Consider the following 20,889-nt stretch of genomic DNA (forward strand, 5'->3'; position numbering starts at 1 on the left):
CGGCGTCCACCATCTGGATGGAAGGGCTTTAGCTGACGATAATAGAGCGTTCGTATCCGGGGCGCCATCGACCGCACCTGAGCATCGGCGACTGCGTCTGGGCACCAAAACCTAGTCTACCTCACGAGTTCACGCCGAACGATACCTAGCGAAAAGCGTAGTAAAAATCCCGCCAGTGGCCGGATATTATAAAGTCTGGCGCATTGGAAGTATAGGCAATCGAAAACGCCAAGAGCGGATGAATGATTGGGGAGCGACGATTTGACGAAGTCCCCAATCTATTGTGCGCTACTTCTTCTTGCCGCTCTCGCCTGAGGCGTTTGATACAGCCGTTCCTGCGGATTTCACGTCTTTGCCGACGCCGTTGACGGTATGGCAACCGGTCAAGGACAGGCCTGCGGCAAGGACGATCAGTGTAAATGCTTGTTTCATATGTTTCCCAATTTAATGCTTGAGGTGAATCGTGCCAACACGGCGCGAAAGGGGTTTGGCCCGAGAAGATTCTTCGGTATCTACCGACTTTACGCCGACATTAGTCTGAGATGGCGAAATGCCGGTAAGTTTACACAGCGTATCCGTGACCGAACTTCTGGCCACGTTGGAAAGTTTGCTGGTATCCTTCTGCATGATGAACGCTCCCTCGTTCGGTGGCTTGGCCAAGTTACTGTTATCTAACCAAAGGCGAACGCAGCCGACAGATCGATTTGTCGTGCCGGAATAGTATTTTCGACATGAGCGGTGGACGACAGCGTTGTTCCGAGTCTCCCAGGTGCGACTTTCAAAGCGTGGGCATTTGCACGTTGGAAGTATTATGCGATCAGCCCGACATAGCGCCGGTGGCGCATGCCAGTAGCGCTACACGGTTGCTTCCCGTGTCAAACCCGCGCGCGCGGCCCCAGGCGGCCGCTGCCACTCTGCGATTGACGCCGATCTTGCTGTAGACGCGAGCGACGTGGTTGCGGATCGTGTTGCCGCTGACTTGCAGTGTACGTGCCATCGTCTTGTCGTCCATTCCCTCGCAGATCAACGCCAGCACATCGCGTTCGCGTGCAGTGAGTTCGCTCAATCCCGATGCGCCATCGTCTCGCGACGGTTCGGACCGAAGCGCCATATTATCCAAGATGGCATGGCTGAGCCATTTGGATTCCGAAATCGTCGCTTCGATCGCCGCGGCCAGACTGCGTTCGTCGATCCGACGACTGGTCACGTCCTGAAACGTCCACAGGGCGTAGGCTTTGCCGACGACGTGGATCGTGGCCTCGGAAATGACGCATTCGAGATGCTGTCCGCACTTCGTACGGACGAAGCCGGTTGCAATTCCCGATGGCCAGATATCGATGTCGTCAGTCGATCGACCGGATAGTTCGTTGAGCGAGTAGCCGAGCAATGAACAAAAACTCTCATTCGCAACTGTCACGACGTTGTCGGCCGGATCGACGATCATCATGCACGCCGACGAGGTTGTGAACGCGGTTTGGACGCTTGTGCGCAGTTGATCGTGGCAGCGTTCAGTCTCTTGCCATGCCCCGATATCCGTGAAGGTAAACAGCATGCACGGCTGGCCGGCGACGGTCACGGGCTGGCCTGTGACGATCACGGGCCGGTACGTGCCGTCAGGCATAGCCAGACGGGCCCGGGTTTGCGGGATCGTCTGCGCGTTGACGAGCGCGCGCTTCACCAACTCGTAATTCGCGACGCCCTCAAGGATGTTGCGCTCGTACATCGAGCGTCTCAGCCAATCCTCGTCCGCGCTATCGGTAAGCGCAAGAAAACGGCGGTTGACCATCACGTAACGCAGGTCCCGCAAGCCGCAGACGATCGCGGGGGCGGGGTTCGACTCGATCGAGCATTCTAGCCGCGTTGCGTGTTCGGGCGCATGCCACATAGTGCCCGCGAGCGTGTGATGGGGGCGTGTGAAGATATCCAGGCAATCGTTAGTCATGGTCGTCCCTCGTCGTCACGAAGATACGTCTCAGTTAATCGATAGATTTAGTGAAAAATCTGTCATACGAAGAGTGCCCCATTTTGATACCAAGTAGAGCCGTATGGTGGTTCATAATCTGTACGACAGATAAAGTGAAAGGTAAGGGTCGGTTACTTATACCGATATCGGGAAGCTTAACTATGATATATACTCAAAGCGGTTAGTTTAGTGTCGCCTCGAGAAGTGCGTTGCTGTCTACCCGTTGCACTACCGTTCGCCGTCCTCGGGATTGCCCGATGGTTTATCTTTCAAGCGGTGCAGTATTGCGGTCATCGCCGACCATCAGTTCGACCGGTGTATCGCCGATCGGCCCCGGCGACTGATCTTCATCTGTATGCGCGAACAGCCAGCGACCAAGAAGGCCGGCTACGGCGGCACCACCCAGGGGAGCAATCCAGAACAGCCAGAGCTGCGACAGCGCCCATCCGCCGACGAACAGCGCGGGACCTGTGCTGCGCGCCGGGTTCACCGACGTATTGTCGATCGGGATCGAAATGAGGTGGATCAGCGTCAATGCTAGACCGATCGACAGTGGTGCGAACGCTGCCGGGGAGCGCTCGTCGGTCGCGCCGAGGATGACCGTGAGGAAGCCCGCGGTCAGCAATGCCTCGGATAGGAATGCGGTTGCCGCGCTGTATCCGCCTGGCGAATGCACGCCGTAGCCATTCGCGGCGAACCCGCTCGCGACCAGGTCGAACCCCGCGGTGCCCGATGCCAGTGCAGCGAGTGCCGCGCTGCCCAATATGCCGCCGATCACCTGCGCGATGACATAGCCCGGCAGGTCGCGAGCGGGAAAGCGGCCGGCGACCGTCAAGCCGACGCTGACGGCCGGGTTGAAATGGCCGCCCGAGATGAAACCGACGGCAAACGCCATCGTGAAGACGGTAAGGCCGAATGCCAGTGCCACGCCCGCTATGCCGATCGTGCCGGGGACGCCCGTCCCCCGGCAAGAACCGCAGCGCCGCAGCCACCCAGGACCAGCCAGAACGTGCCAATGACTTCGGCGGCCAGCCGTCGCGCGGTAGCGATACGGCGGGGGCGGGCTACCTGACCAGCGGGCGTAGCGATGGTCGATGCGCGCTGGAGGTGTGGACTGTCGGCCATGTCTTTCGTGCCTAACTGGGGTGCATCGATGAGCGCCCGTCGGTCTTTGAAGTGGCGGGCAGGGCACAGCGATCGCTGCCCCGCCCGCCGTTGGGAAGCGGCGTCTCTGGCGGCTTACTTGCCGCGCAGGGTGTTGATGACCGCGATGCCGAGCACGCCGGCTAAGGCTGCAGCGGTGAAGGGGCGTTCCTTCGAGAATTGGCGGACATAGTCGAGCAGCGGGCGGATGTTGTCCTCGACGGCATCCTTGGCTTGGCCAACAGTCTTCTGGATGGTGCCGCCGAGTTGGTCCTCGGCACCTTCGCTCCGCAGCGACTTGTCGCCGATCGCGCCGCCGAGCGTCTCCTTGAGCTTGCCGCCGACGTTGGCGGCGGTGCCGTTGAGGGTATCGGTGTTCATAAGAGTTTCCTTTGGTTCTCTCGGGAAGGGCAGTCAGATCAGGGGGCGGTCGGTAAGGTCCTGGACGTCGCCGCGGTCATCCTGACGGGCGAAATTGCCGTCCGACTGGCGATCCATCGACGCCATTCCTGAGGGGGCGTCGTGCGGTCGCTGTCGATGGCCGGGTTGGCGCGGTCGTCGGTCGACTTGGCACCGTCAAGCATCCGCTTCACGGCATTCCCGGCCGCATCGCGACCACCCAGGCCGAACGCCAAGGCAAAGGCCACTGCGATCGCACCGAGCAGCAACCCGAACGCCAGGTTGATGATGTCGTCGGCGAGACCCATGAAGCGCAGGCCGATCGCCGTGCCGAGCACGATGATCGCGATCCGCACGACGGGGGCGGCAACGCGCGTGCCATGGTCGCCGTTACGCTCGATCGCGTGCGCCACGAAGCGGGCAATGACGACCGATGCGAAGATGATGATCGCCCCGAACACGACCTGCCCGAACAGCGTCAGCACCTCGGCCATGATCTGCGAGCCATAGGCGAAGTTCAGCTGGCGGAAAGCTTCCATCAGGCCGAAGATCAGGATCGCGACGAATGCGCTGGTGCCGACCGTCTTCGAGGGCACGAACGACGGACCGGTCGACTGGCTGGTGCTGCCGAGCTCGCGGTTTTCCGTGTTGCCGAAGATGCCGATCGAACCGATCGTCCGGTCGAAGCCGGTCGTTGCCAGGAACTGCGTCAACAGACGCGACGCGAACTTGGCAATGACATAGGCAACGGCCAGGATCATGCCGGCGGCGATGACGTGCGGAATGGCGTCGAGGATGATGCGCAGCATGGCGGTTGCCGGCTGCGAGATCGCCGCGATATTGAGCGTGTCGAGTGCCGCGATCGAGACCGGGATGATGATCAGCGCGAACACGATGCCACCGATGGTACGCGGCAGCATCGTCGGATCGGTCGGCGTGGTCGCGCCGACATGCGTCGAGAAGCGCTCGACATGGCTGGCCGTGATGACCGCCTCGACCGCCTTCTTGGCGACCTTGGCGAGCACGTAGCCGAGGAAGAAGATCAGCGCAGCGCCGATGATCCTCGGGATGGCCGTGCCGAAGCCCTGCAGCATGTCGCCGAGCGGGCCGGTTGCGCCGGCCAGACCGAGCGGCTGGGTCGCAAGGAACAGCGCGATGAGGAGGACCACCCAATAGGCGGCATCACCGACCTGTGCGCCGATTGTCGTCGGGTTGCGCGGGTTGGCATTCGGCTCGTTGGCATGGATCGCGAGCGGCGTCTTGTTGACGAGCTTGGCGACGCCCCATTTCACGGCGCGGGCGATCGCCCAGCCGATGACGAGGATGATCAGCGCCGCGATGATCCGTGGTGTCCAGATCTCGACATAGCTCCAGGCTTGCGCCCCGAAATCGCGAGTGTTCGATACCACCGTATCGCCCGCATAGGTTACGTCTTGCATGTGTGGTGTTCCTGAAAGCGCCCATCCGGGACGTGTCTTGCATGACGCCGCCGCCCCGCCGTTTCGGGCGCGTGCAGCGGCGCGGTTGGCGTGATTAAAGTGGCGAGGCGGGGTCCGTCAGAATGCCGCACGCCGCAGCGGCCTTGCCGACTTCCAGCGGGACCTTCGGGTCCTTCACCTGCGCGGATACGCGAATGAAATCGCTGGCGGTCAGGCGCCCCGGTGTCGTGTCGCCCTGGCGCGATGCCTTGGCGGCGCGGCCGAGCTGCTGAAGCTGACCGAGCGATAGGTTAGCCTCGAGCCGATCGCCGACGCACTGCGACTGGGCAGGCTGGAAGCCATAGCCTTCGAGCGAGGTCGCGATCTTCGCCGACGGGTTGACGCACGCGGTGAGCAACATCGTCGTGATGCCGACGGCAACAAGCCCGACCCGTGAAAGACTACGATACTGTGTCATAAAAGCCCCTTTTGTTAGGGGTCACACAGTCAGGCCGGAGTGGCCGACAATCTGATGATCCCAAGCGCCAAACCAGCGAGGCGGGCCAAAGTTTCTAGTATAATCATCAACTTGTCGGGTGCGGAAGTACCAATAATATCAAAACTCGGCCGACAACAAGGTGTTGGTATCGTCGGCCTCGATGCGCGCGATACAGTCGCGCAAATTTTCGTGCAGGATGCTCGTCCTGCTATCAACCGTGACCGCGGCACGGTGGCTATGCCACTCGACCCGGGCAGCGTCGCAAGCACGGTGGCGCGGTCTGAACGACCGGTTGTGGGCCCCGTAACGTGTCCGAATGGCTGACCCGCTGCGGAGCTTGGGCACGGCCCAGTCTACGCGGGCTAGTTTGATCGATTACACGCCGACAGAACGCCACTGGCCAACCGGGACTTCAGGGCATTGGGCACCTGTCAATGCTGACCGTCGTGCGGGCCATGGGTAAGGAAGCAGCTTGCTATCCAAAAGAAATTGCGCAGGACTGCGCGGCATGAAGCGCGTGCAACGTCTTGTAATCCTTGGCGGAGGAACCGCGGGGTGGATGACCGCCGCGGCCTTGGGCGCCACGTTCGGCGACCTAGTCAAGATCAGCATCCTCGAATCTGACGCGATCGGGACCGTCGGTGTCGGCGAAGCGACTATCCCGACGATCCACTGGTTCAATCAGTTGATCGGACTGGAAGAGGCGGCGTTCGTCGCGGCGACGAAAGCGAGTTTCAAGCTCGGCATCGAATTCGTCGATTGGGCGCGACCCGGCACGCGGTATTTCCACCCGTTCGGCCGCTACGGCGTCGATCTTGGACCCGTGCCGTTCCATCAGCACTGGCTGCGGGCCAGGGCGGATGGGCTCGATCGGCCGCTATCGGCCTATTCGCTGGCCGCGCAGCTTGCCGCTGCCGGCCGCTTCGCGAAGCCCGTGGACGACCCGCGGTCGATCCTGTCGACGCTCGGCTATGCCTATCATTTCGACGCCGGCCTCTATGCCCGCCATCTGCGTCAACTTGCCGAGAAGCGCGGCGTCGTTCGGCACGAGGGCCTGTTGCGCGACATCGAGCGTGATCCCGAAACCGGCTTCGTTACCGCCTTGACGAACGACCGAGGCGAGCGGCTGGAAGGCGATCTCTTCATCGACTGCTCGGGGTTTCGTGCCCTGCTTATCGGCGAGACGATGGGCGCGCAGTTCGAGGACTGGTCGCATTGGCTCCCCTGCGACCGCGCAGTCGCGGTGCCGTGCGCGCGCATCGCCGCGACGACGCCGTTTACGCGGTCGACGCTGCGCCCCGCCGGCTGGCAGTGGCGGATCCCGCTCCAGCACCGCACCGGCAACGGCTATGTCTATGCGAGCAGCTTCGTGTCGGACGACGAGGCGGTGGCGATCCTGCTCTCCAACCTCGACGGCGAAGCGCTGGCGGATCCACGCATGCTTCGCTTCACCGCAGGGTTCCGGCGCGAGGCATGGCGCGGCAATGTCGTCGCGATCGGGCTGGCATCGGGGTTCCTCGAGCCGCTCGAATCGACCAGTATTCACTTGATCCAGAGTGGCATCGCCAAACTTATCACGCTGTTCCCAGATGCCGATTGCGACCCCGCGCTGGCACGTCAGTTCAACACTCTGTTGGCGCGCGACATGGACGGCATTCGCGACTTTCTGATCCTTCACTATCACGCCACGCAGGGCCATGACGCGCCGCTCTGGCGACACACGCGTCACATGACGCCGCCTCCCACGCTGATCGACAAGATGACGCAATACGCGCGTGCTGGACGGCTGATGCTGAGTGCCGACGAACTGTTCCGCGAGGCAAGCTGGCTCGCGGTGCTGGAGGGGCAAGGGGTGGGCGCCTTGGGCCATGCGCCGTTGGCCGATACCCTCGATGCGGTGACAAACCGCCGCCAGCTCGACCAGATCGAGACGGTCATCGCACGCGCGACGCCGACGCTGCCGTTGCATGACGTGGCGATCGCAGCGCTAGTTGACCCGCAGGTCGCCGCGCGATGACGACGCCCAACGTGCGGGCACGTCGTATCGGCACGGAGGGGGAACCCGTGGTCGTCATCGACCACTTCGTCCCCGATCCCCACGCGCTGCGGGTTTTTGCCGCGGCGCAGGATTATAGCCCGGCAGGACGACATTACCCCGGCATCGCCGCGTCGCTTCCCGATAGCTATATGCGCGATCAAGGGGCGCTCATCGCTACGATCGCGAAGCAGGTTTTTGGGATGTCGGCCGGGCTGTCGCTGCTGGAAGCGCGCTTCTCAATCGTGACGATGGCGCCGTCCGCGCTGTCGATCGAGCAACGCCTGCCGCACGTTGATGCGGTGGAGCCTGGACGGCTGGCTCTGATTCATTATCTTGTGCCCGACGAAACCGGCGGTACCGCGTTCTACCGACATCGTTCGACCGGGTTCGAGACGATCGACGCGAGTCGCCGCGATCCTTATTTCGCCGCGCTTAACCGGGACCTGGTGAAGCACGGCGCACCCGAGTCCTATATCGCCGGTGACACGCCGTTGTTCGAACGGATCGCGCGCATCGACGGCGTGTACAATCGGGCGCTGTTGTATCGCAGCAGCCTGCTGCATTCCGGTGAAATCGCGGACGGCGTGTCGCTGGCGTCCGACCCGCAAACTGGACGCCTGACGATCACTGGCTTCTTCGCCGGTTAGCGAGCCCCCGGCGGCTGCACGGCGAGATAGACCGTGCTCCACAATTGCGCCGCGTTTGATTCGTCGACATCGGCGTTGCCCGCGCCGAATGCGACGATGCGGTAGCCGCCGTCCTTGTACGCCCACGACCAGAGTTCCGATCCGCGGATCGTCATGCCTGCGGCGATCGCGCGCCACAGTGCCGTCTGCGCGGTCCTGAGCCGCATCCGGGTCGCCGCAGGCAGGTCCGTCCGCGCCAGCTGACGTTCCAGCCCGGCCGCTAGCAACGCCTGCTGCCACGACCAGACGACCGCGCCGTGATATGCCGCGGGCGTAAAGCGCGCCTGTGCCGCCCTATCGGCGAACGCCGGATTGGCTACCAGCAACCCGATGTCGGTCATCAGACCCGCCGGGAAGGGCCGCATGATCCCGCCCACAAAGGTATCGAGATCGATTGAGGACGGTCGCCCGAACAACAGCGCGAAGCCCTCGTCCGAATTGACGATCTTCACCGGCGCGCCATCGGCGCCCAAAGATAGCGCATGAAATACGACCGGGGCCTTGCCCAGCGCCGCCAGCGCCGGTGCTGCGGGCACGCCGAGGGTCGCCGCATAGCGCCGCACGTCCGCCGCGGCAGATGCAGCAGGGATCTCGACGCGGAACAGCGCTGGTGCCTTTGTCCGCCAGACGTCGGCCATCGTGCCGGCCCGCTCAAACGCCGAGCGATCGCCCGGCGACAGATATCTGTCGAGTAGTCCGGCCCGCGCGAGGCGGTCTGCCGCTTCGATCGCCGCGGGGACTAGAGCGGCGTTCACGTCATACGCGTAAATGCCGCGGCCAAGGCCTTCCTCGCTGTCGCGCCACTCGCCGGTCATCCGCCCGGGCTTGATCGCGACGAGGTTGCGGGCCGATGGGGCTGCGGCGAACGCACTCGCCTGCGCCAGCACGAAGCGGAGATTGCGGACCAGCGCCGCACCGACCGGCTCGCGGCGCCCCGGCTGGCTCTCGCTCGCGAGGGGTGCGGCCAGATAGGCGGACGCGCGCTGCTTGCCCGCCCCGAGCAGATAGTCGGCGGCGACCGGCCCGAGCATGTAATCGTCGTCGACCATGCCATAGTCGAGTTCGGCGGCGTCACCGCTGCGGCCCGCCTTGCGATTGGCGAGGATCGCGAATTCACTAATCCCTTCTTCATGCGCGACTTCGCCGCCGGGCGACAGTCGCGCGATGACCGCATTGAGGCCCGACTCGATCGCGATGGGTTTGAGGGCCGGCATTAGCAGCCGCAACGACATCAGCGTGTCGCGCCCGAAATAGGTATCGAAGCGCCAGGAACCCGCCAGGAACTTCTCCCGATAGCTGAGAAACGCCAGTGCATTGCGCGTGGCGGGATCGGCGGCCGCCGTCGCATTGAGTAACTCCGCCGCCGGGATCGGGGTCAACGCTGCGTCGCCGGTCAGCGCCGTGATCTCCAACCGAATTTGCCCGTTCGCGCCGGCAACGATCGCGCCTTGGTCGATCCGTCCCGCCATAACCCGCAGCGTCAGTTCATAGCCTGCCGCGCCGTCGAGGCGCTTGCGGCGCCACGTGATCGTGTCCCCGGCGATTACCGGCGTCGCGGTGAGCTCCGCGGGAAACGTACCGACCGCCTGATAGTCGCGCAGGAAGCGGATATTGGACAACACCGCCTGCTTCGGGACCAACCGCGGCGCATCGACGGTCGCGACCGCGACGATGCCGTGCAAGCTCCCGCGGTTCAGCGGTAGCGGCGCCTGGTCCAGCCGCCAGGTCACGGGGCGTGCGGTGTTCGCGAACCAAAGGCCGACACCGCTGTTGCCCGCCGGAAACGCTACCAGGATGCGCGGATCGTCACCGTTGCGCAGCAGGACATGCGCCGCCACCGCCTTGTCGCGGACGAAGGCGTTGAGGTTCTTTCCCTCGGTCAACTGATAGGTAAGCTCCGGTCGAGCCGTGATCGGCGCCGCGGCGCAGGTGAGGAGTGCGAGGCCACCCGCCATCGCCATGCGCGCTATCGTCTTCATGATTGTCACTCCGCGAAAAGGGGCGGCAGAACAGTCGCCTGCTCGCCGCCCCGTTTGAACCCTCACATCGCCGGTCTATCAGAACTTCAGCGTCACCGATCCGCCATAGGTCGTACCGACAATGCCGCGGGCATAGAAATAGCCATCGGTTACCGCCTGAGTCTGGCCCTGGCGCGGATTGCCCTCGGTCAGGCCAACGACGTTGAAGATGTTGTCGGCGTTGAAATTCGCCTGGATCCGCTGGTTGACGTTGATCGTGATCCCCGCGCTGGTCACGCCGTAGCTGGGCAGCGCGACCCCGTTGCCGGCATCGGCGAAGATCCGCCCGACATATTTGTAACGGCCGTACACTTCGCCCAACCCATTCGGCAGCTTGATCGCCGGCGTGATCGTGAACAGCTTGGCGGGCGTCCGTTCGGGGCGGTTGCCTTCGTACTGCGCACCTTGGCTGACGCCGTCGATCTCGAGGTTGAGCAGCTTGGGTTGCTGGAACACGCCCTGGAAATCGACCGAGAACCACGTGACCGGACGGACGTTCACATCCACTTCGACACCGCGCGTGCGCAGGTCGGCGTTGATGTTCTGCTGTTGCGACGGGTTGGTCGGGTTGGCGAAGTTGTAGTTCTGGTTCTTGAAGTTGGTCTGGAATACCGTCGCCGAGCCGCTGATGAAGCGCTGGTATTGATAGCGGACGCCAGCCTCGTACAGCTCGATCGTCGTGATCGGATCGGTGTTGTTGGTCTGGAAACCGTTCGCATAGCGCGCGTAGATCGCGAGGTTCGGCGTGAACTGATAGTTCGCGCCGGCGGTGTACGCTGCCTTCGACTGCGTCCGCTGCGTCCGTGCAAAGGTCCCGTCGAAGGTCGATCCGACCGTGCGGATGAGGCCGGGCACGTTCGGCTGCACCGGCTGGTTCACCGCTGCTGCCTGACCGTCCAGGAACGTCGCGGAGTCGTGCTCCCAGCGGATGCCGCCGTCGAGATGCAGGTCGCCGATCGACAGCTCGTCATTGGCATAAAACGAGACGGTGGAGTCCTTGCGCGTGCGGATGCCAGCGCCCCAGTCGCCATACGAAACTAGGCCGTTATCGGACAGCGTACCGACGACGCCATTAGCCGCGTTCAGCGCGACGATGTCGTAGATGTCGCTGTTCGACCGCACGTCGTTGACGACGCTTGCCGTCGCCGACTGGTCCTGCTCGCGTGTCACGTCGTAATACATCGCGCCGACGGTCAGCGAGTTCTTGAAGCCGCCGCTCTCATATTCCCACGTGCCGCCGCCGTTGAGACCGAAATCCTTGCCGTCGATGTAATCGTGGTTGAGCGTCGTGCGCTGGAGGAAGCCGTTGCCGTTCAGCGCATTGAGTTCCGCAGTCTGGTTGCTGCCCAGCACCGTGCCGGTCCGCAGGTTGCGGATGCCGAAGCGCGTCGCGGTCGGAAACGCCGTTCGCCCCGCGGTCAGCAGGTCGTTGATCGGCGAACCGACGCCGGGCGTCAGATAGTTGACCGCGCTGGTCAGGCCGGCGTTCCCGGTGCCCGAGCCCGGGAACAGGCCGTTGAAGTCGTACGAATATTTCAGGTAGCGACTGTGCAGGAACAGGTTGACGTTGTCGCTGACCGGCGCCTCCATATCGATGCGGAACTGCGCCGTCTTCGCCTTGATGCCATCCTGATAGCGAAATTCGCGGAAGCCGCTTGGATGCGCGAAGGTCGAGACCGGGACCTGGATGCTCTTGAACGCATCACCGCCGACATTGCCGAACTGGGTGCTGAGGCTCGGGATACCGCTCGGCTCGCCATCAATGAAGCGGTACGGCTGATCCGCGTAAAAGGCATTCTCGATATCACCGCCCTTGGCCGAGATCCGGATATAGCCACCGGCCTCGGGGCGATATTCCAGCGCGCCCTTGATGCGCCAGCCGCGATAGTCGAACGGGTTGTCGCGCACGCCAGGGCTCGACTGGAAATAGCCGCCGATGTTGAACGCCAGCCTGTCGGTGATAGGCGACGACAGGTACACTTCGCCACGCTTCTGGCCGTAATTATAGTAGCTGCCGCGCGCCATCGCTTCGGTGCGCGTGAAGTTTGGCGTCTTCGAGATGAAGTTGATCGTCGCACCGGCACCGTTGACGGTCAGCACGCCCGACGAGCCGCCCTTCACCGCTTCGAGGCGATCGATGGTCAGGTCCTGGTCGAAGAAGAAGTCGGCACCGCCGCCGCTGTACAGGATCGGCATGCCGTCCTCTTCCAGCTGAATGAAGCGCTGGCCGCCGCCTTGCAGGCCGCGCACCGAATAATTGTTCGATACGGCGCCCGCGGTCGACTCGACGAAGATGCCGGGGATCAGTTCGAGCATGTCCGCGGTCGACCGCGGAGCCTTGCGGTCGATATCGGCACGCGACGCGAGCGTGATGTCGGCGGAGGCGGTGATCAGCGGACGGTTGCGCGTGGTCTGGCCGGTGACGACGATATCGGGGGTGGTGGAGTCGTCGGCAGCGGTCGCAGCCTGGGCCGGGTCCTGCGGGATGGTCGCGGCCGTCGACGCGGTTGGTTCTGCGGTCTGCGCATAAGCCGGGAGCGACACGGTCGCGCAACCAGCCAAAAGGAACACGCGAAGCGCGCGTCGATCAGTCATCATAGCTCTCCCAACCGCCAGCTTTTCTAATGAAGCCAGTGGGATACTCTTTAATCCCCGCGCTGGTTTGCGCCAATCACCGAAGTGAGACTTGAGATAGATTAAGTTGCTAGTGTGGCGAATCGGTCGCACTCGCCAGCGCATCGAGGCCAATCTGTAAACTCAGGACGCATCTGCATCCGCTCCGGGCAGCGCTAGAACGGATCGTTCCTGGCAAAACACCGGTTATGAATCGTGTCGTTCGCCGTTTTCGTCACGCGGTCGCTGCTTTGCACGCTACCGTTCATGCCGCTACCCAAGGCGGCATCGGTAAAGGGGCATGCGGTGGCGAGCGTTGAAATTAGCGGACTTTCCAAGCGTTTCGGAGACACGACCGTGCTCCAGTCGACCGACCTGGCGATCGAGGAGGGCGAGTTCGTCGTGCTCGTCGGGCCATCTGGGTGCGGCAAGTCGACGCTGTTGCGGATGATCGCGGGGCTTGAGATCCCGAGCGCGGGGCGGGTCATGATCGGCGGACGCGACGTGACCGACGCAGCGCCGTCGGACCGCGGGCTGGCGATGGTGTTCCAGTCCTATGCGCTGTACCCGCATCTCACGGTTGCGGAGAACATCGCATTTCCGTTGAAGGTCGCAAAGGTCGCCAAGCGCGAGATTGCCGAGCGGGTTGCGGAGGTCGCGGCGATGCTCGACCTGTCCGAGCTGCTGGACCGGCGGCCGCGTGCCTTGTCAGGGGGCAGCGCCAGCGGGTGTCGATCGCGCGCGCGGTAGTGCGGCGGCCGAAGGTGCTGCTGCTCGACGAGCCGTTGTCGAACCTCGACGCCAATCTTCGCGCGCGGATGCGGCACGAGTTCGCGCGGCTGCATCAGCAGCTTGGCGCGACGATGATCTATGTCACGCACGATCAGCTGGAGGCGATGACGCTCGCCAATCGCATCGTCGTGATGAGCGAGGGGCGCGTGGAGCAGGTCGGACCGCCGATCGAGGTGTATCGGCGGCCGGCGAGCCTGGCCGTCGCCGCGGCGATCGGGTCGCCGGGCATGAACCTGCTCGCGGCGACGATCGCGTCGGTCGACGAGTCTGGCGGCACGGTGCGGTTGGCTGGGGGCGAGATAGTGAGGACCGGCGCAATCATGCCTCCGGACTCGGTCGGCGGGGTGGTCACTCTCGGCGTCCGGCCCGAACATCTGCACGTCGATGATGCGGGACCGTTCGTTGGCGCAGTCGAGCTGTTCGAGCGACTCGGGCCATTGTCGTTCGCGCATCTCGGCGCACGCGGCGCGGCGGATACGATCGTCGCGCAGTTGCCGGGGGATCGGTCGATCACGCTTGGCGAAGTCCTGCGGGTCGGCGTTGCGCCCGACGACGCGCATGTGTTCGGCGTCGATGGCCGCGCCTATCCCTTCACGCTACCCCCGAGCAGTCCGGTCAGGTAATAACGCTGCATCGCGAGGAAGAGCAGCAGCACGGGCATCGTCGTGACGACGGCGGCTGCCATCATCAGCTCGCCGTCCGCCGAATGCTCGCGCGCGATCGCGGCGACCGCGACCGGCAGCGTGTAGAGATGCTGGTCGGCCAGCACGATCAGCGGCCAGAGGAAGTCGTTCCACGAGCCGAGGAACATGAAGAGCGCCAGCGTGACCACGATCGGGGTGAGGAGGGGGAGGACGATGGTCACGAAGATCCGCGCCTCGCTCGCGCCGTCGATCCGCGCCGCGTCGATCATCTCGTCGGGGATCGCCAGCGTCGCCTGCCGCACGAACAGGATCGCGAAAATCCCCGCCAGGCTCGGCAGGATCACGCCGGCATAGGTGTTTACCAGCCCGAGTTGTTTGAAGATCAGGAACAGCGGCAGCATCGCGACCTGACCGGGCACGACCAGCGACGCGATCAGGATCTTCAACAGCCGCTCTCGCCCGCGGAACCGCAGCTTGGCGAACGCATACCCCGCCGGCACCGTCAGCAGCAGCCCGAGCAGCGTCGAGATCGCGGCGACCGCGATGCTGTTGAACAATGCGGGGACGATCCGGTAATCGAACCACGCCCCGTCGATCAGCCGCCGGACGAGCAGTTCGTGGTAATTCTCCAGCGACCAGTGCGACGGCCACAGCGGCGTCGGCAGGTTGCTCGACTGGCCGCGCGGCATGAACGACACGATCACCATGTAGAGCAGAGGGGCGATCGTCAGCGCGGTCAGGGTCGCCACCGCGGCATTGGCGAGGATCGCCCGGGGTTTCAGAGCCATTCGTAGCGCCTCCCGATCCGCGTCTGGACCATCGTCAGCACGAGGATCATCAGGAACAGCACGAACGCGACCGCGCTCGCCTGCCCCAGGTTCCACCATTTGAAGCCTTCGTCGAACATGAAATACAGGATCGTCGTGGTGCTCTGCGCCGGCCCGCCAAGCGTCATCACATAGGGTTCGGCGAAGATCTGGAGGAAGCCCGCGACGCTCATCACCGCGGCGAGCAACAGCGTCGGGCCGATCGCGGGGAGGGTGACGTGGCGGAAGCGGCCCCAGCGGCCGGCGCCGTCGAGCCGCGCGGCCTCCATCAGGTCCTGCGGCACCGCGGACAGCGCGGCGGTAAAGACGATCATGTTGTAGCCGAAGATCTTCCACGTCACGAAGATCAGGATTGCCGGGATCGAGGTGTGCGGGTTGCCCAGCCAGTCGATCGGCGCCGCCCCGATCGTCGCCAGCGCGCGGTTGATGAGGCCCGAACGTTCGTTGAACAGGAACCGCCACACCACTGCGGTCGCGACGATGCTGGTGACGTAGGGCGCGAACAACAGCACGCGCCAGAGCGGCTTCCACCGGACCGTCGCGTCGTTGAGCAGCAGCGCGACGGCGAGCGATGTACCGATCGCCATCGGTACGCCGAGCACCGCGAACAGCGCGGTATTGCCGATCGCGCGCCAGAACAGCGGCGTCGAGAACAGGTCGACGAAATTGCCGAGCCCGACGAACCGCAGGTTCGCCCAGTCGGCGAGCGCGTAGATCGAGTAATCGGTGACCGACAAGGCCATTGCCAGTGCGGTCGGCAGGACGAACACCAGCGCGATGATCGCGAGGACGGGGGCGGAGAATAGCCAGGCGGCGCGTTCCTGGCGGGTCATGCGAGCGTCCCCGCCTCGACCAGCGCGCGGCGCTTGGCGAGCAACTGGTCGACGCGCGTATCTAGACCGGCGAGCGCCTGTGTAATCGACTGGACGCCCCGCACGACGCGCTCGGCGGCGAACTGGATTTCGAGCTTGATCCGCTCCCACTCAATCACCTTCGGCGCGGCGGCGGGGAAGCGCATCTGCTCCTTAAACGACGCGAGTATGGGCGCGCGGAGTTGCGGTGACGACCACGCGCTCAGGCGGGCGGGGAGATTGCCGATCAGGCGCTGGTAGCGGAGTTCGCTTGTCGGCGAACTGAGGTGGCGGACCAGTGCCCACGCCTCGGCTGGGCGCGGCGTCGCGGCGGAAACGCAGAGGCTGGTACTCAGCCCAGACACCGCGCCGACGCCGTGCGGACCCGCGAGCCGCGCCGTACCCCAACGCTCGGCGGGGATCTCCGCGGCACGCCGATGGAGGTCGAGCAACGTCGTCGGCCCGGTTGGCCAGATCGCGAAATAGCCTTGCGCAAAGGCCGCGACCGGGTCCTGAATCTCGGTGGAGAGCGCTTTTGGCGCGAGCCCTTCAGCGAAGAGCCGCACGTAGTAGGCGAACGCGGCCCGTGCTTCCGGGGTCTGGAAATTGCCGCGCGTATCGTGGTCGCGGAGCATCGTCGCGCCGGTCTGGCCAAGCATCGTGATGAGCGTGTCTGGCCAGTTGAGCAGGAGCATGAATACGAAGTCGTCGGGTCGCTGTCGCTTGATTGCATGGCCCATGCGGAGCCAGCCGTCCCAGTCTTCGGCAGGCGCTGCATAGCCTGCTCTGGCAAGAATATCCCGGCGGTAGAACTGCGCCTGAGGCGCGACCGACCACGGCACTGCGAAGTCGCGACCGCCGACCCGTGTAGCATCGAGCACACCGGGAAACATGTCGGCGACCAGAGCGGGCGAGAGGACTGGGGCGATAGCGCCGATCGTCGCGAACTCCTGCACCCAGCCGTTATACAGCATCAGTACGTCGGGCATCGCGCCGCCGGCCTGCGCGGTCAGTAGCTTCTCGTGGCTGGCGGTCGCCGGCAAGGATTGAACGTCGACCGCGATCCCCGTCGCGGCGGTGAAGGCAGGTATCAGCATCGGCGAATAGTCGCCCTCGTAGCTCATCGCCCAGAACTTCAACGGTTCGGCGCCGCGCGTGCCGGCACAGGCCACCAGGCCGAGCGTCGGCAGGAGTCCCAATACGTCCCTCCGCGTCCAGTCCTGCGCCTGCTCCCCCATCGTCGGATCGTGGCGCATCGTAGCGTTCCGCGCCACCCCCTGCATAAGGCGATAACCGCCGAAATATTGCGCTAGGTTAATGCCTTGGCAGCGTTTGCAAAGTCGATGACCTTGCTCCGCAGCCGGCGATGCGCCTAAGCCGAGTGCAACGAACGCCGGCGGGGGCCAACGCCGGCGAACAGGGAGAGAAGTCATGCGTATCCTTCGCCGCCGTCATCTGCTGTCTGGCGTCGCCCTGCTTGCCGCGACTTCTGCTCAAGCGCAGGTCATCCCTCAGACTACCAGTACGCCGACCTCCGATACGCCCGCGCCCGCCGCCGTCGATCCGGCCCCGGATCCGGCAAGTGAGATCGTCGTCACCGGGTCACGCATTGCGCGCCCGGACTACGAGGCGCCCAACCCGATCGTCTCCTTCAGCGCCGCCGACCTCCAGAAGTCGGGCAACACCAACGTCACCACCTTCCTCCAGCGCGTGCCGGCGCTCACCAACTCGCGCGACAGCACGCGGACAGCCGGCAATTCCCAGGCCGACGGCAGCTTCGGGCAGGTTGGCCTCAACCTGCTCGACCTGCGCGGTCTTGGGCCCAACCGGACGCTGGTGCTCGTCAACGGCCGCCGCCACGTCGCCGGCCAGCCCGACACCGCTGCCGTGGACATCAACGCGATCCCGACCGACCTGATCGAGCGCGTCGACGTGCTCACCGGCGCCGCCTCCGCAGTATACGGCGCGGACGGCGTCTCGGGGGTCGTCAACTTCGTCCTGAAGCGCGATTTCGACGGCGTCGCAGCGCGAAGCCAGTTCGGCATCTCCGAGCGGGGCGACGCCGCCAACCGCTTCGCCTCGTTGATCGCCGGCGGCAACTTCGCCGATGGCCGCGGCAATCTGACGCTCGCCTACGAGTATAATGCCGACCAGCCGCTCGCGAACGACGACCGCGCGTATCTCGCACCGGGCGACCGCCAGTATTTCGTCAATCTCGACGGCTACGACCCGACGCGCGCCGGCAGCTACAAGATCGGACCGGTGCGTGACTTGCGCTATCCGTACAGCTCGAACCAGGGCATCGTGTATATCGGCGACCAGACATTCCGCGGTGACGGCGCGGTCTATACGCCCGGCCGTTTCCTGCAGAACGACAGCTATTCCGTGGGCGGCGACGACACGCCGGTCGCCGGATATATCGGCGACATCTTCCCGCGCACCCGCCGCCACGCGGTCAACGCGCTGACGCATTACGACGCGTCGGACGCATTCAAGATCAGCCTGGAGGGCAAGTTCGTCCAGTCGACCGTGACGAGCTTCGGCGGTTACGGCGGCAATTATCCGGCGACAATCGCGCTCGACAATCCGTACATCCCGGCAAGCATCCTCGGCGCGGCGACCGCGGCCGGGCTCGGCTCGGTCGACGTCAATCGCAACAATTTCGACATCCCGCGGCGTGGCGAAGAGGACCGCCGGCGCACCTATCGCGGCGTCGTCGACGTCACCGGTCGCATCTCGGAGCATGCCAGCTACGACGTGTCCTACACCTACGGTCAGACCGACGTCCGCGCGACCAAGCTCAACGACCGCCTCAACGATCGCTTCCTGAACGCACTCGATGCGGTGCGTGGACCAGGGGGAACGATCGTCTGTCGCTCGGCCGATGCCCGCGCGGCCGGTTGCGTCCCGGTCAACACGTTCGGTGGCAATACCGTGAACCCGGCGTCGTTCGGCTATTTCCTGAGCAACCCGGCGAGTGACGCGCGCCTGACGCAACACGTCGCCAACGCCTCGCTGAACGGCGACTTCGGGCAGTTTTTCACGTTGCCCGGTGGCCCGATCGCGTTCGCGGTCGGTGGCGAATATCGCCGTGAGTCGAGCAGCTTTCGTCCGGCGCAGGCAATCACCGACAATGCGTTCTACCAATATGACGAATACATCCTGCCAACCCCGTCGAGCGGCCATTTCGATGTATGGGAGGCGTTCGGTGAGCTCAACGCGCCAATCCTGAAGGACGTGCCGTTCGCCAGCCTGCTCTCGGTCGGTGCGGCCGGACGCTATTCGGACTATTCGACGGTCGGCTCGACCCGCGCCTACCAGTTCAACGGCATTTACGCGCCGATCCGCGAGATCAGCTTCCGAGGCTCGTATGGTCGCTCGGTCCGCGCGCCCAACATCGGCGAAATCTTCCGCCCGCAGACCGGCAGCAGCAACTTCTTCTCCGACCCCTGCTACCTTAGCAACCGCACGCTCGGCACGCAGTTCCGCACCGCGAACTGCCAGACGCTGATCACCGGGGCAGGGGCAATCCCGCCACCTTCACCGCGCAGAACAACCCGAACGCGACGATCTTCATCCCCGGCACGCAGCAGGGCAATCCGGACCTGCGCGCCGAAGTCGCCCGCACCTGGACGGCGGGCGTCGTCGTACGACCGATCTCGGGGCTGTCGATCGGGCTCGACTGGTACGACATCCGGCTGCGCGACGCGATCAACACGCCTGATGCGAACACGATCGCCTCGCTGTGCGTCGACCAGCCGACGCTCGACAACGCCTATTGCAACGCGATCAGTCGGGAGCGCGGCACCGGGTTCATCAACGGCTATGTCGTCCAGCCGCAGAACGTCGCGGCGTTCCGCACCGCCGGCGCCGAACTCAACATCGCCTATCGTTTCCGGACGGCGCGAATGGGGGCGTTCGATATCCGGTTGGTAGGCGGCTATCTCGACAAGCTCGAACAGGTCGCCACGCCCGGCGCCACTACCGAGGACAATGTCGACCAGCCGTTCCGCCCGAAATATACCTTCACCTTCTCGCCGAGCTGGACCGCGGGGGCGCTGACCGTGAGCTACAATCTGCGCTGGCAGGACGGCGTCCGTCGTTTCGCCAAGGCCGATACCGACGCGAACCCCAGCCTCGTCGATCCGCGCTATTTCCGGTACAAGGAACTGTGGCAACATGACGTGCAGGCCGAGGTCGCGGTCGACGCGCGGTTCTCGTTCTACGGCGGCGTCAACAACCTCGCCGACCAGAAGCCCGATATCGGTTTCGAGACCAACGTGCCGATCTCGCCGGTCGGTCGGTATTTCTACGCGGGGGCGAAGGTCCGGTACTGAGACGCTTGGGAGTTGACCGCGGGGGACGTCTCGACGACGGACGGCGGATTGCAGAACTGAGAAAAGACGCCCGTGCTGACCGAAGACATGCTGCGCCTCATCACGATGGAAGAAGGCGCGTTTATCGATCCGAGCTGTACGGTCATCGATCCGCATCGTCTGACGCTGCGCAAGGGTGCGTTCGTCGGCCCGGAAGGACTAATCGACGCCGGCGGTGGCGTCGAGATCGGCGAAGCGGTGCGAGATCAGCTACCGGTGCACGATCATCTCGCTGACCCACCACATCACGCGCTCAGTCTGGCGGCGAGGCGTCGACGGAGATCGACTCCGACCCGTTCTCATCGAACGTGGCTGCTGGATAGGCGCCAACGTCACGCTTTATCCCGGCGTCATTGTACGAGAGGGGTGCGTGATAAATGCAGGATCGGTAGTTGCAAAATCTACCGAGGCGCACGGGCTGTACTGTCCGCCCTACGCTGCTCGGACCAAGGACCTTGAGTTCGACTGATTGTTGAAATCTAAGCCGGCTATCTGCTTTCCAGCACGCTTCAAGCTGTGAAGACATGCGATCCGGACCGCCGAGAAATGGCGATCAGCCGAATGATTTGATGCCTGAAGTTGGGAAGCGTGGGAAGGGGCGTGAATGGCGGACTATGGGTCA

At 64.2% G+C, this 20,889-nt stretch carries 15 protein-coding genes and 3 pseudogenes; 7 read left to right on the forward strand and 11 right to left on the reverse strand.

Going from position 1 to position 20,889, the window contains the following annotated elements:
* Positions 1-288: 288 nt before the first annotated feature.
* The 6 genes and pseudogenes from QP164_RS03965 to QP164_RS03990 form a co-directional block, all read right to left on the reverse strand.
* The gene (locus tag QP164_RS03965) at positions 289-432 is read right to left on the reverse strand and encodes an entericidin A/B family lipoprotein (RefSeq protein WP_132740684.1); all 144 of its coding nucleotides are present in this window, start codon (positions 430-432) and stop codon (positions 289-291) included.
* A 385-nt stretch (positions 433-817) separates the two neighbouring features.
* Positions 818-1,786 (reverse strand): LuxR C-terminal-related transcriptional regulator, encoded by a 969-nt coding sequence (locus QP164_RS03970; protein WP_333924176.1) that lies wholly within the window; start codon positions 1,784-1,786, stop codon positions 818-820.
* 439 nt (positions 1,787-2,225) lie between these two features.
* Positions 2,226-3,013 (reverse strand): annotated as a pseudogene (gene aqpZ, locus QP164_RS03975) (aquaporin Z).
* A 189-nt stretch (positions 3,014-3,202) separates the two neighbouring features.
* Complete coding sequence (locus tag QP164_RS03980; protein WP_132740676.1) at positions 3,203-3,487, reverse strand: CsbD family protein; 285 nt, start codon at positions 3,485-3,487, stop codon at positions 3,203-3,205.
* A 38-nt stretch (positions 3,488-3,525) separates the two neighbouring features.
* A complete protein-coding gene (locus QP164_RS03985) occupies positions 3,526-4,944 on the reverse strand; it encodes a mechanosensitive ion channel (protein WP_333922216.1) in 1,419 nt (472 codons plus the stop codon).
* Between the two features lie 94 nt (positions 4,945-5,038).
* A complete protein-coding gene (locus tag QP164_RS03990; protein ID WP_333922217.1) occupies positions 5,039-5,401 on the reverse strand; it encodes a hypothetical protein in 363 nt (120 codons plus the stop codon).
* 529 nt (positions 5,402-5,930) lie between these two features.
* Between QP164_RS03990 and QP164_RS03995 the strand changes: the two genes are divergently transcribed.
* Both QP164_RS03995 and QP164_RS04000 read left to right on the forward strand, forming a co-directional pair.
* On the forward strand, positions 5,931-7,439 hold the full coding sequence (locus tag QP164_RS03995) for a tryptophan halogenase family protein (protein ID WP_333922218.1): 1,509 nt from the start codon (positions 5,931-5,933) through the stop codon (positions 7,437-7,439).
* Positions 7,436-8,107: a DUF6445 family protein gene (locus QP164_RS04000; RefSeq protein WP_333922219.1), complete on the forward strand. Its 672-nt coding sequence runs from the start codon at positions 7,436-7,438 to the stop codon at positions 8,105-8,107. Before QP164_RS03995 ends, QP164_RS04000 begins: the two co-directional genes overlap by 4 nt.
* On the opposite strand, the gene QP164_RS04005 is transcribed toward QP164_RS04000, so the two are convergent.
* Together QP164_RS04005 and QP164_RS04010 are read right to left on the reverse strand one after the other, a co-directional pair.
* Positions 8,104-10,125, reverse strand: a complete 2,022-nt coding sequence (locus QP164_RS04005; RefSeq protein ID WP_333922220.1) for a hypothetical protein — start codon at positions 10,123-10,125, stop codon at positions 8,104-8,106. The genes QP164_RS04000 and QP164_RS04005 overlap by 4 nt on opposite strands.
* A gap of 78 nt (positions 10,126-10,203) precedes the next feature.
* A complete protein-coding gene (locus tag QP164_RS04010) occupies positions 10,204-12,759 on the reverse strand; it encodes a TonB-dependent receptor domain-containing protein (RefSeq protein ID WP_333922221.1) in 2,556 nt (851 codons plus the stop codon).
* Positions 12,760-13,044: 285 nt separating this feature from the next.
* Between QP164_RS04010 and QP164_RS04015 the strand changes: the two are divergent.
* Together QP164_RS04015 and QP164_RS04020 are read left to right on the forward strand one after the other, a co-directional pair.
* Positions 13,045-13,505 (forward strand): annotated as a pseudogene (locus QP164_RS04015) (ABC transporter ATP-binding protein); the annotation flags it as partial.
* Positions 13,506-14,192: an ABC transporter ATP-binding protein gene (locus QP164_RS04020; RefSeq protein ID WP_333922223.1), complete on the forward strand. Its 687-nt coding sequence runs from the start codon at positions 13,506-13,508 to the stop codon at positions 14,190-14,192.
* On the opposite strand, the gene QP164_RS04025 is transcribed toward QP164_RS04020, so the two are convergent.
* The 3 genes from QP164_RS04025 to QP164_RS04035 are packed head-to-tail and all read right to left on the reverse strand — an operon-like array spanning position 14,153 to position 17,147.
* Positions 14,153-15,001 (reverse strand): carbohydrate ABC transporter permease, encoded by an 849-nt coding sequence (locus QP164_RS04025; protein WP_333922224.1) that lies wholly within the window; start codon positions 14,999-15,001, stop codon positions 14,153-14,155. The two genes, QP164_RS04020 and QP164_RS04025, sit on opposite strands and share 40 nt — an antisense overlap.
* Complete coding sequence (locus QP164_RS04030; RefSeq protein ID WP_333922225.1) at positions 14,992-15,873, reverse strand: carbohydrate ABC transporter permease; 882 nt, start codon at positions 15,871-15,873, stop codon at positions 14,992-14,994. The genes QP164_RS04025 and QP164_RS04030 overlap by 10 nt, the downstream gene beginning before the upstream one ends.
* The gene (locus tag QP164_RS04035) at positions 15,870-17,147 is read right to left on the reverse strand and encodes an extracellular solute-binding protein (RefSeq protein ID WP_333922226.1); all 1,278 of its coding nucleotides are present in this window, start codon (positions 17,145-17,147) and stop codon (positions 15,870-15,872) included. The genes QP164_RS04030 and QP164_RS04035 overlap by 4 nt, the downstream gene beginning before the upstream one ends.
* A gap of 175 nt (positions 17,148-17,322) precedes the next feature.
* Between QP164_RS04035 and QP164_RS04040 the strand changes: the two are divergent.
* From QP164_RS04040 to QP164_RS19755, 3 genes and pseudogenes are all read left to right on the forward strand, one after another.
* Positions 17,323-19,242: pseudogene (locus tag QP164_RS04040) on the forward strand (TonB-dependent receptor plug domain-containing protein); the annotation flags it as partial.
* A 254-nt stretch (positions 19,243-19,496) separates the two neighbouring features.
* Positions 19,497-20,228 (forward strand): TonB-dependent receptor domain-containing protein, encoded by a 732-nt coding sequence (locus QP164_RS04045; RefSeq protein ID WP_333924177.1) that lies wholly within the window; start codon positions 19,497-19,499, stop codon positions 20,226-20,228.
* A gap of 214 nt (positions 20,229-20,442) precedes the next feature.
* Complete coding sequence (locus QP164_RS19755; protein WP_443027418.1) at positions 20,443-20,736, forward strand: DapH/DapD/GlmU-related protein; 294 nt, start codon at positions 20,443-20,445, stop codon at positions 20,734-20,736.
* Positions 20,737-20,889 lie beyond the last annotated feature (153 nt).

It is taken from the genome of Sphingomonas sp. LR59 (genome assembly GCF_036855945.1).
Classification (GTDB): domain Bacteria; phylum Pseudomonadota; class Alphaproteobacteria; order Sphingomonadales; family Sphingomonadaceae; genus Sphingomonas.

Excerpts from the sequence above, each read along its gene's own strand:
- QP164_RS04010 (WP_333922221.1), bottom strand. The coding sequence starts at position 12,759 with ATGACTGATCGACGCGCGCTTCGCGTGTTCCTTTTGGCTGGTTGCGCG.
- QP164_RS03965 (WP_132740684.1), bottom strand. The coding sequence starts at position 432 with ATGAAACAAGCATTTACACTGATCGTCCTTGCCGCAGGCCTGTCCTTG.
- QP164_RS04035 (WP_333922226.1), bottom strand. The coding sequence starts at position 17,147 with ATGCGCCACGATCCGACGATGGGGGAGCAGGCGCAGGACTGGACGCGG.
- QP164_RS04005 (WP_333922220.1), bottom strand. The coding sequence starts at position 10,125 with ATGAAGACGATAGCGCGCATGGCGATGGCGGGTGGCCTCGCACTCCTC.
- QP164_RS04025 (WP_333922224.1), bottom strand. The coding sequence starts at position 15,001 with ATGGCTCTGAAACCCCGGGCGATCCTCGCCAATGCCGCGGTGGCGACC.
- QP164_RS03970 (WP_333924176.1), bottom strand. The coding sequence starts at position 1,786 with ATGGTCAACCGCCGTTTTCTTGCGCTTACCGATAGCGCGGACGAGGAT.
- QP164_RS03990 (WP_333922217.1), bottom strand. The coding sequence starts at position 5,401 with ATGACACAGTATCGTAGTCTTTCACGGGTCGGGCTTGTTGCCGTCGGC.
- QP164_RS04030 (WP_333922225.1), bottom strand. The coding sequence starts at position 15,873 with ATGACCCGCCAGGAACGCGCCGCCTGGCTATTCTCCGCCCCCGTCCTC.
- QP164_RS03985 (WP_333922216.1), bottom strand. The coding sequence starts at position 4,944 with ATGCAAGACGTAACCTATGCGGGCGATACGGTGGTATCGAACACTCGC.
- QP164_RS04000 (WP_333922219.1), top strand. The coding sequence starts at position 7,436 with ATGACGACGCCCAACGTGCGGGCACGTCGTATCGGCACGGAGGGGGAA.
- QP164_RS03980 (WP_132740676.1), bottom strand. The coding sequence starts at position 3,487 with ATGAACACCGATACCCTCAACGGCACCGCCGCCAACGTCGGCGGCAAG.
- QP164_RS03995 (WP_333922218.1), top strand. The coding sequence starts at position 5,931 with ATGAAGCGCGTGCAACGTCTTGTAATCCTTGGCGGAGGAACCGCGGGG.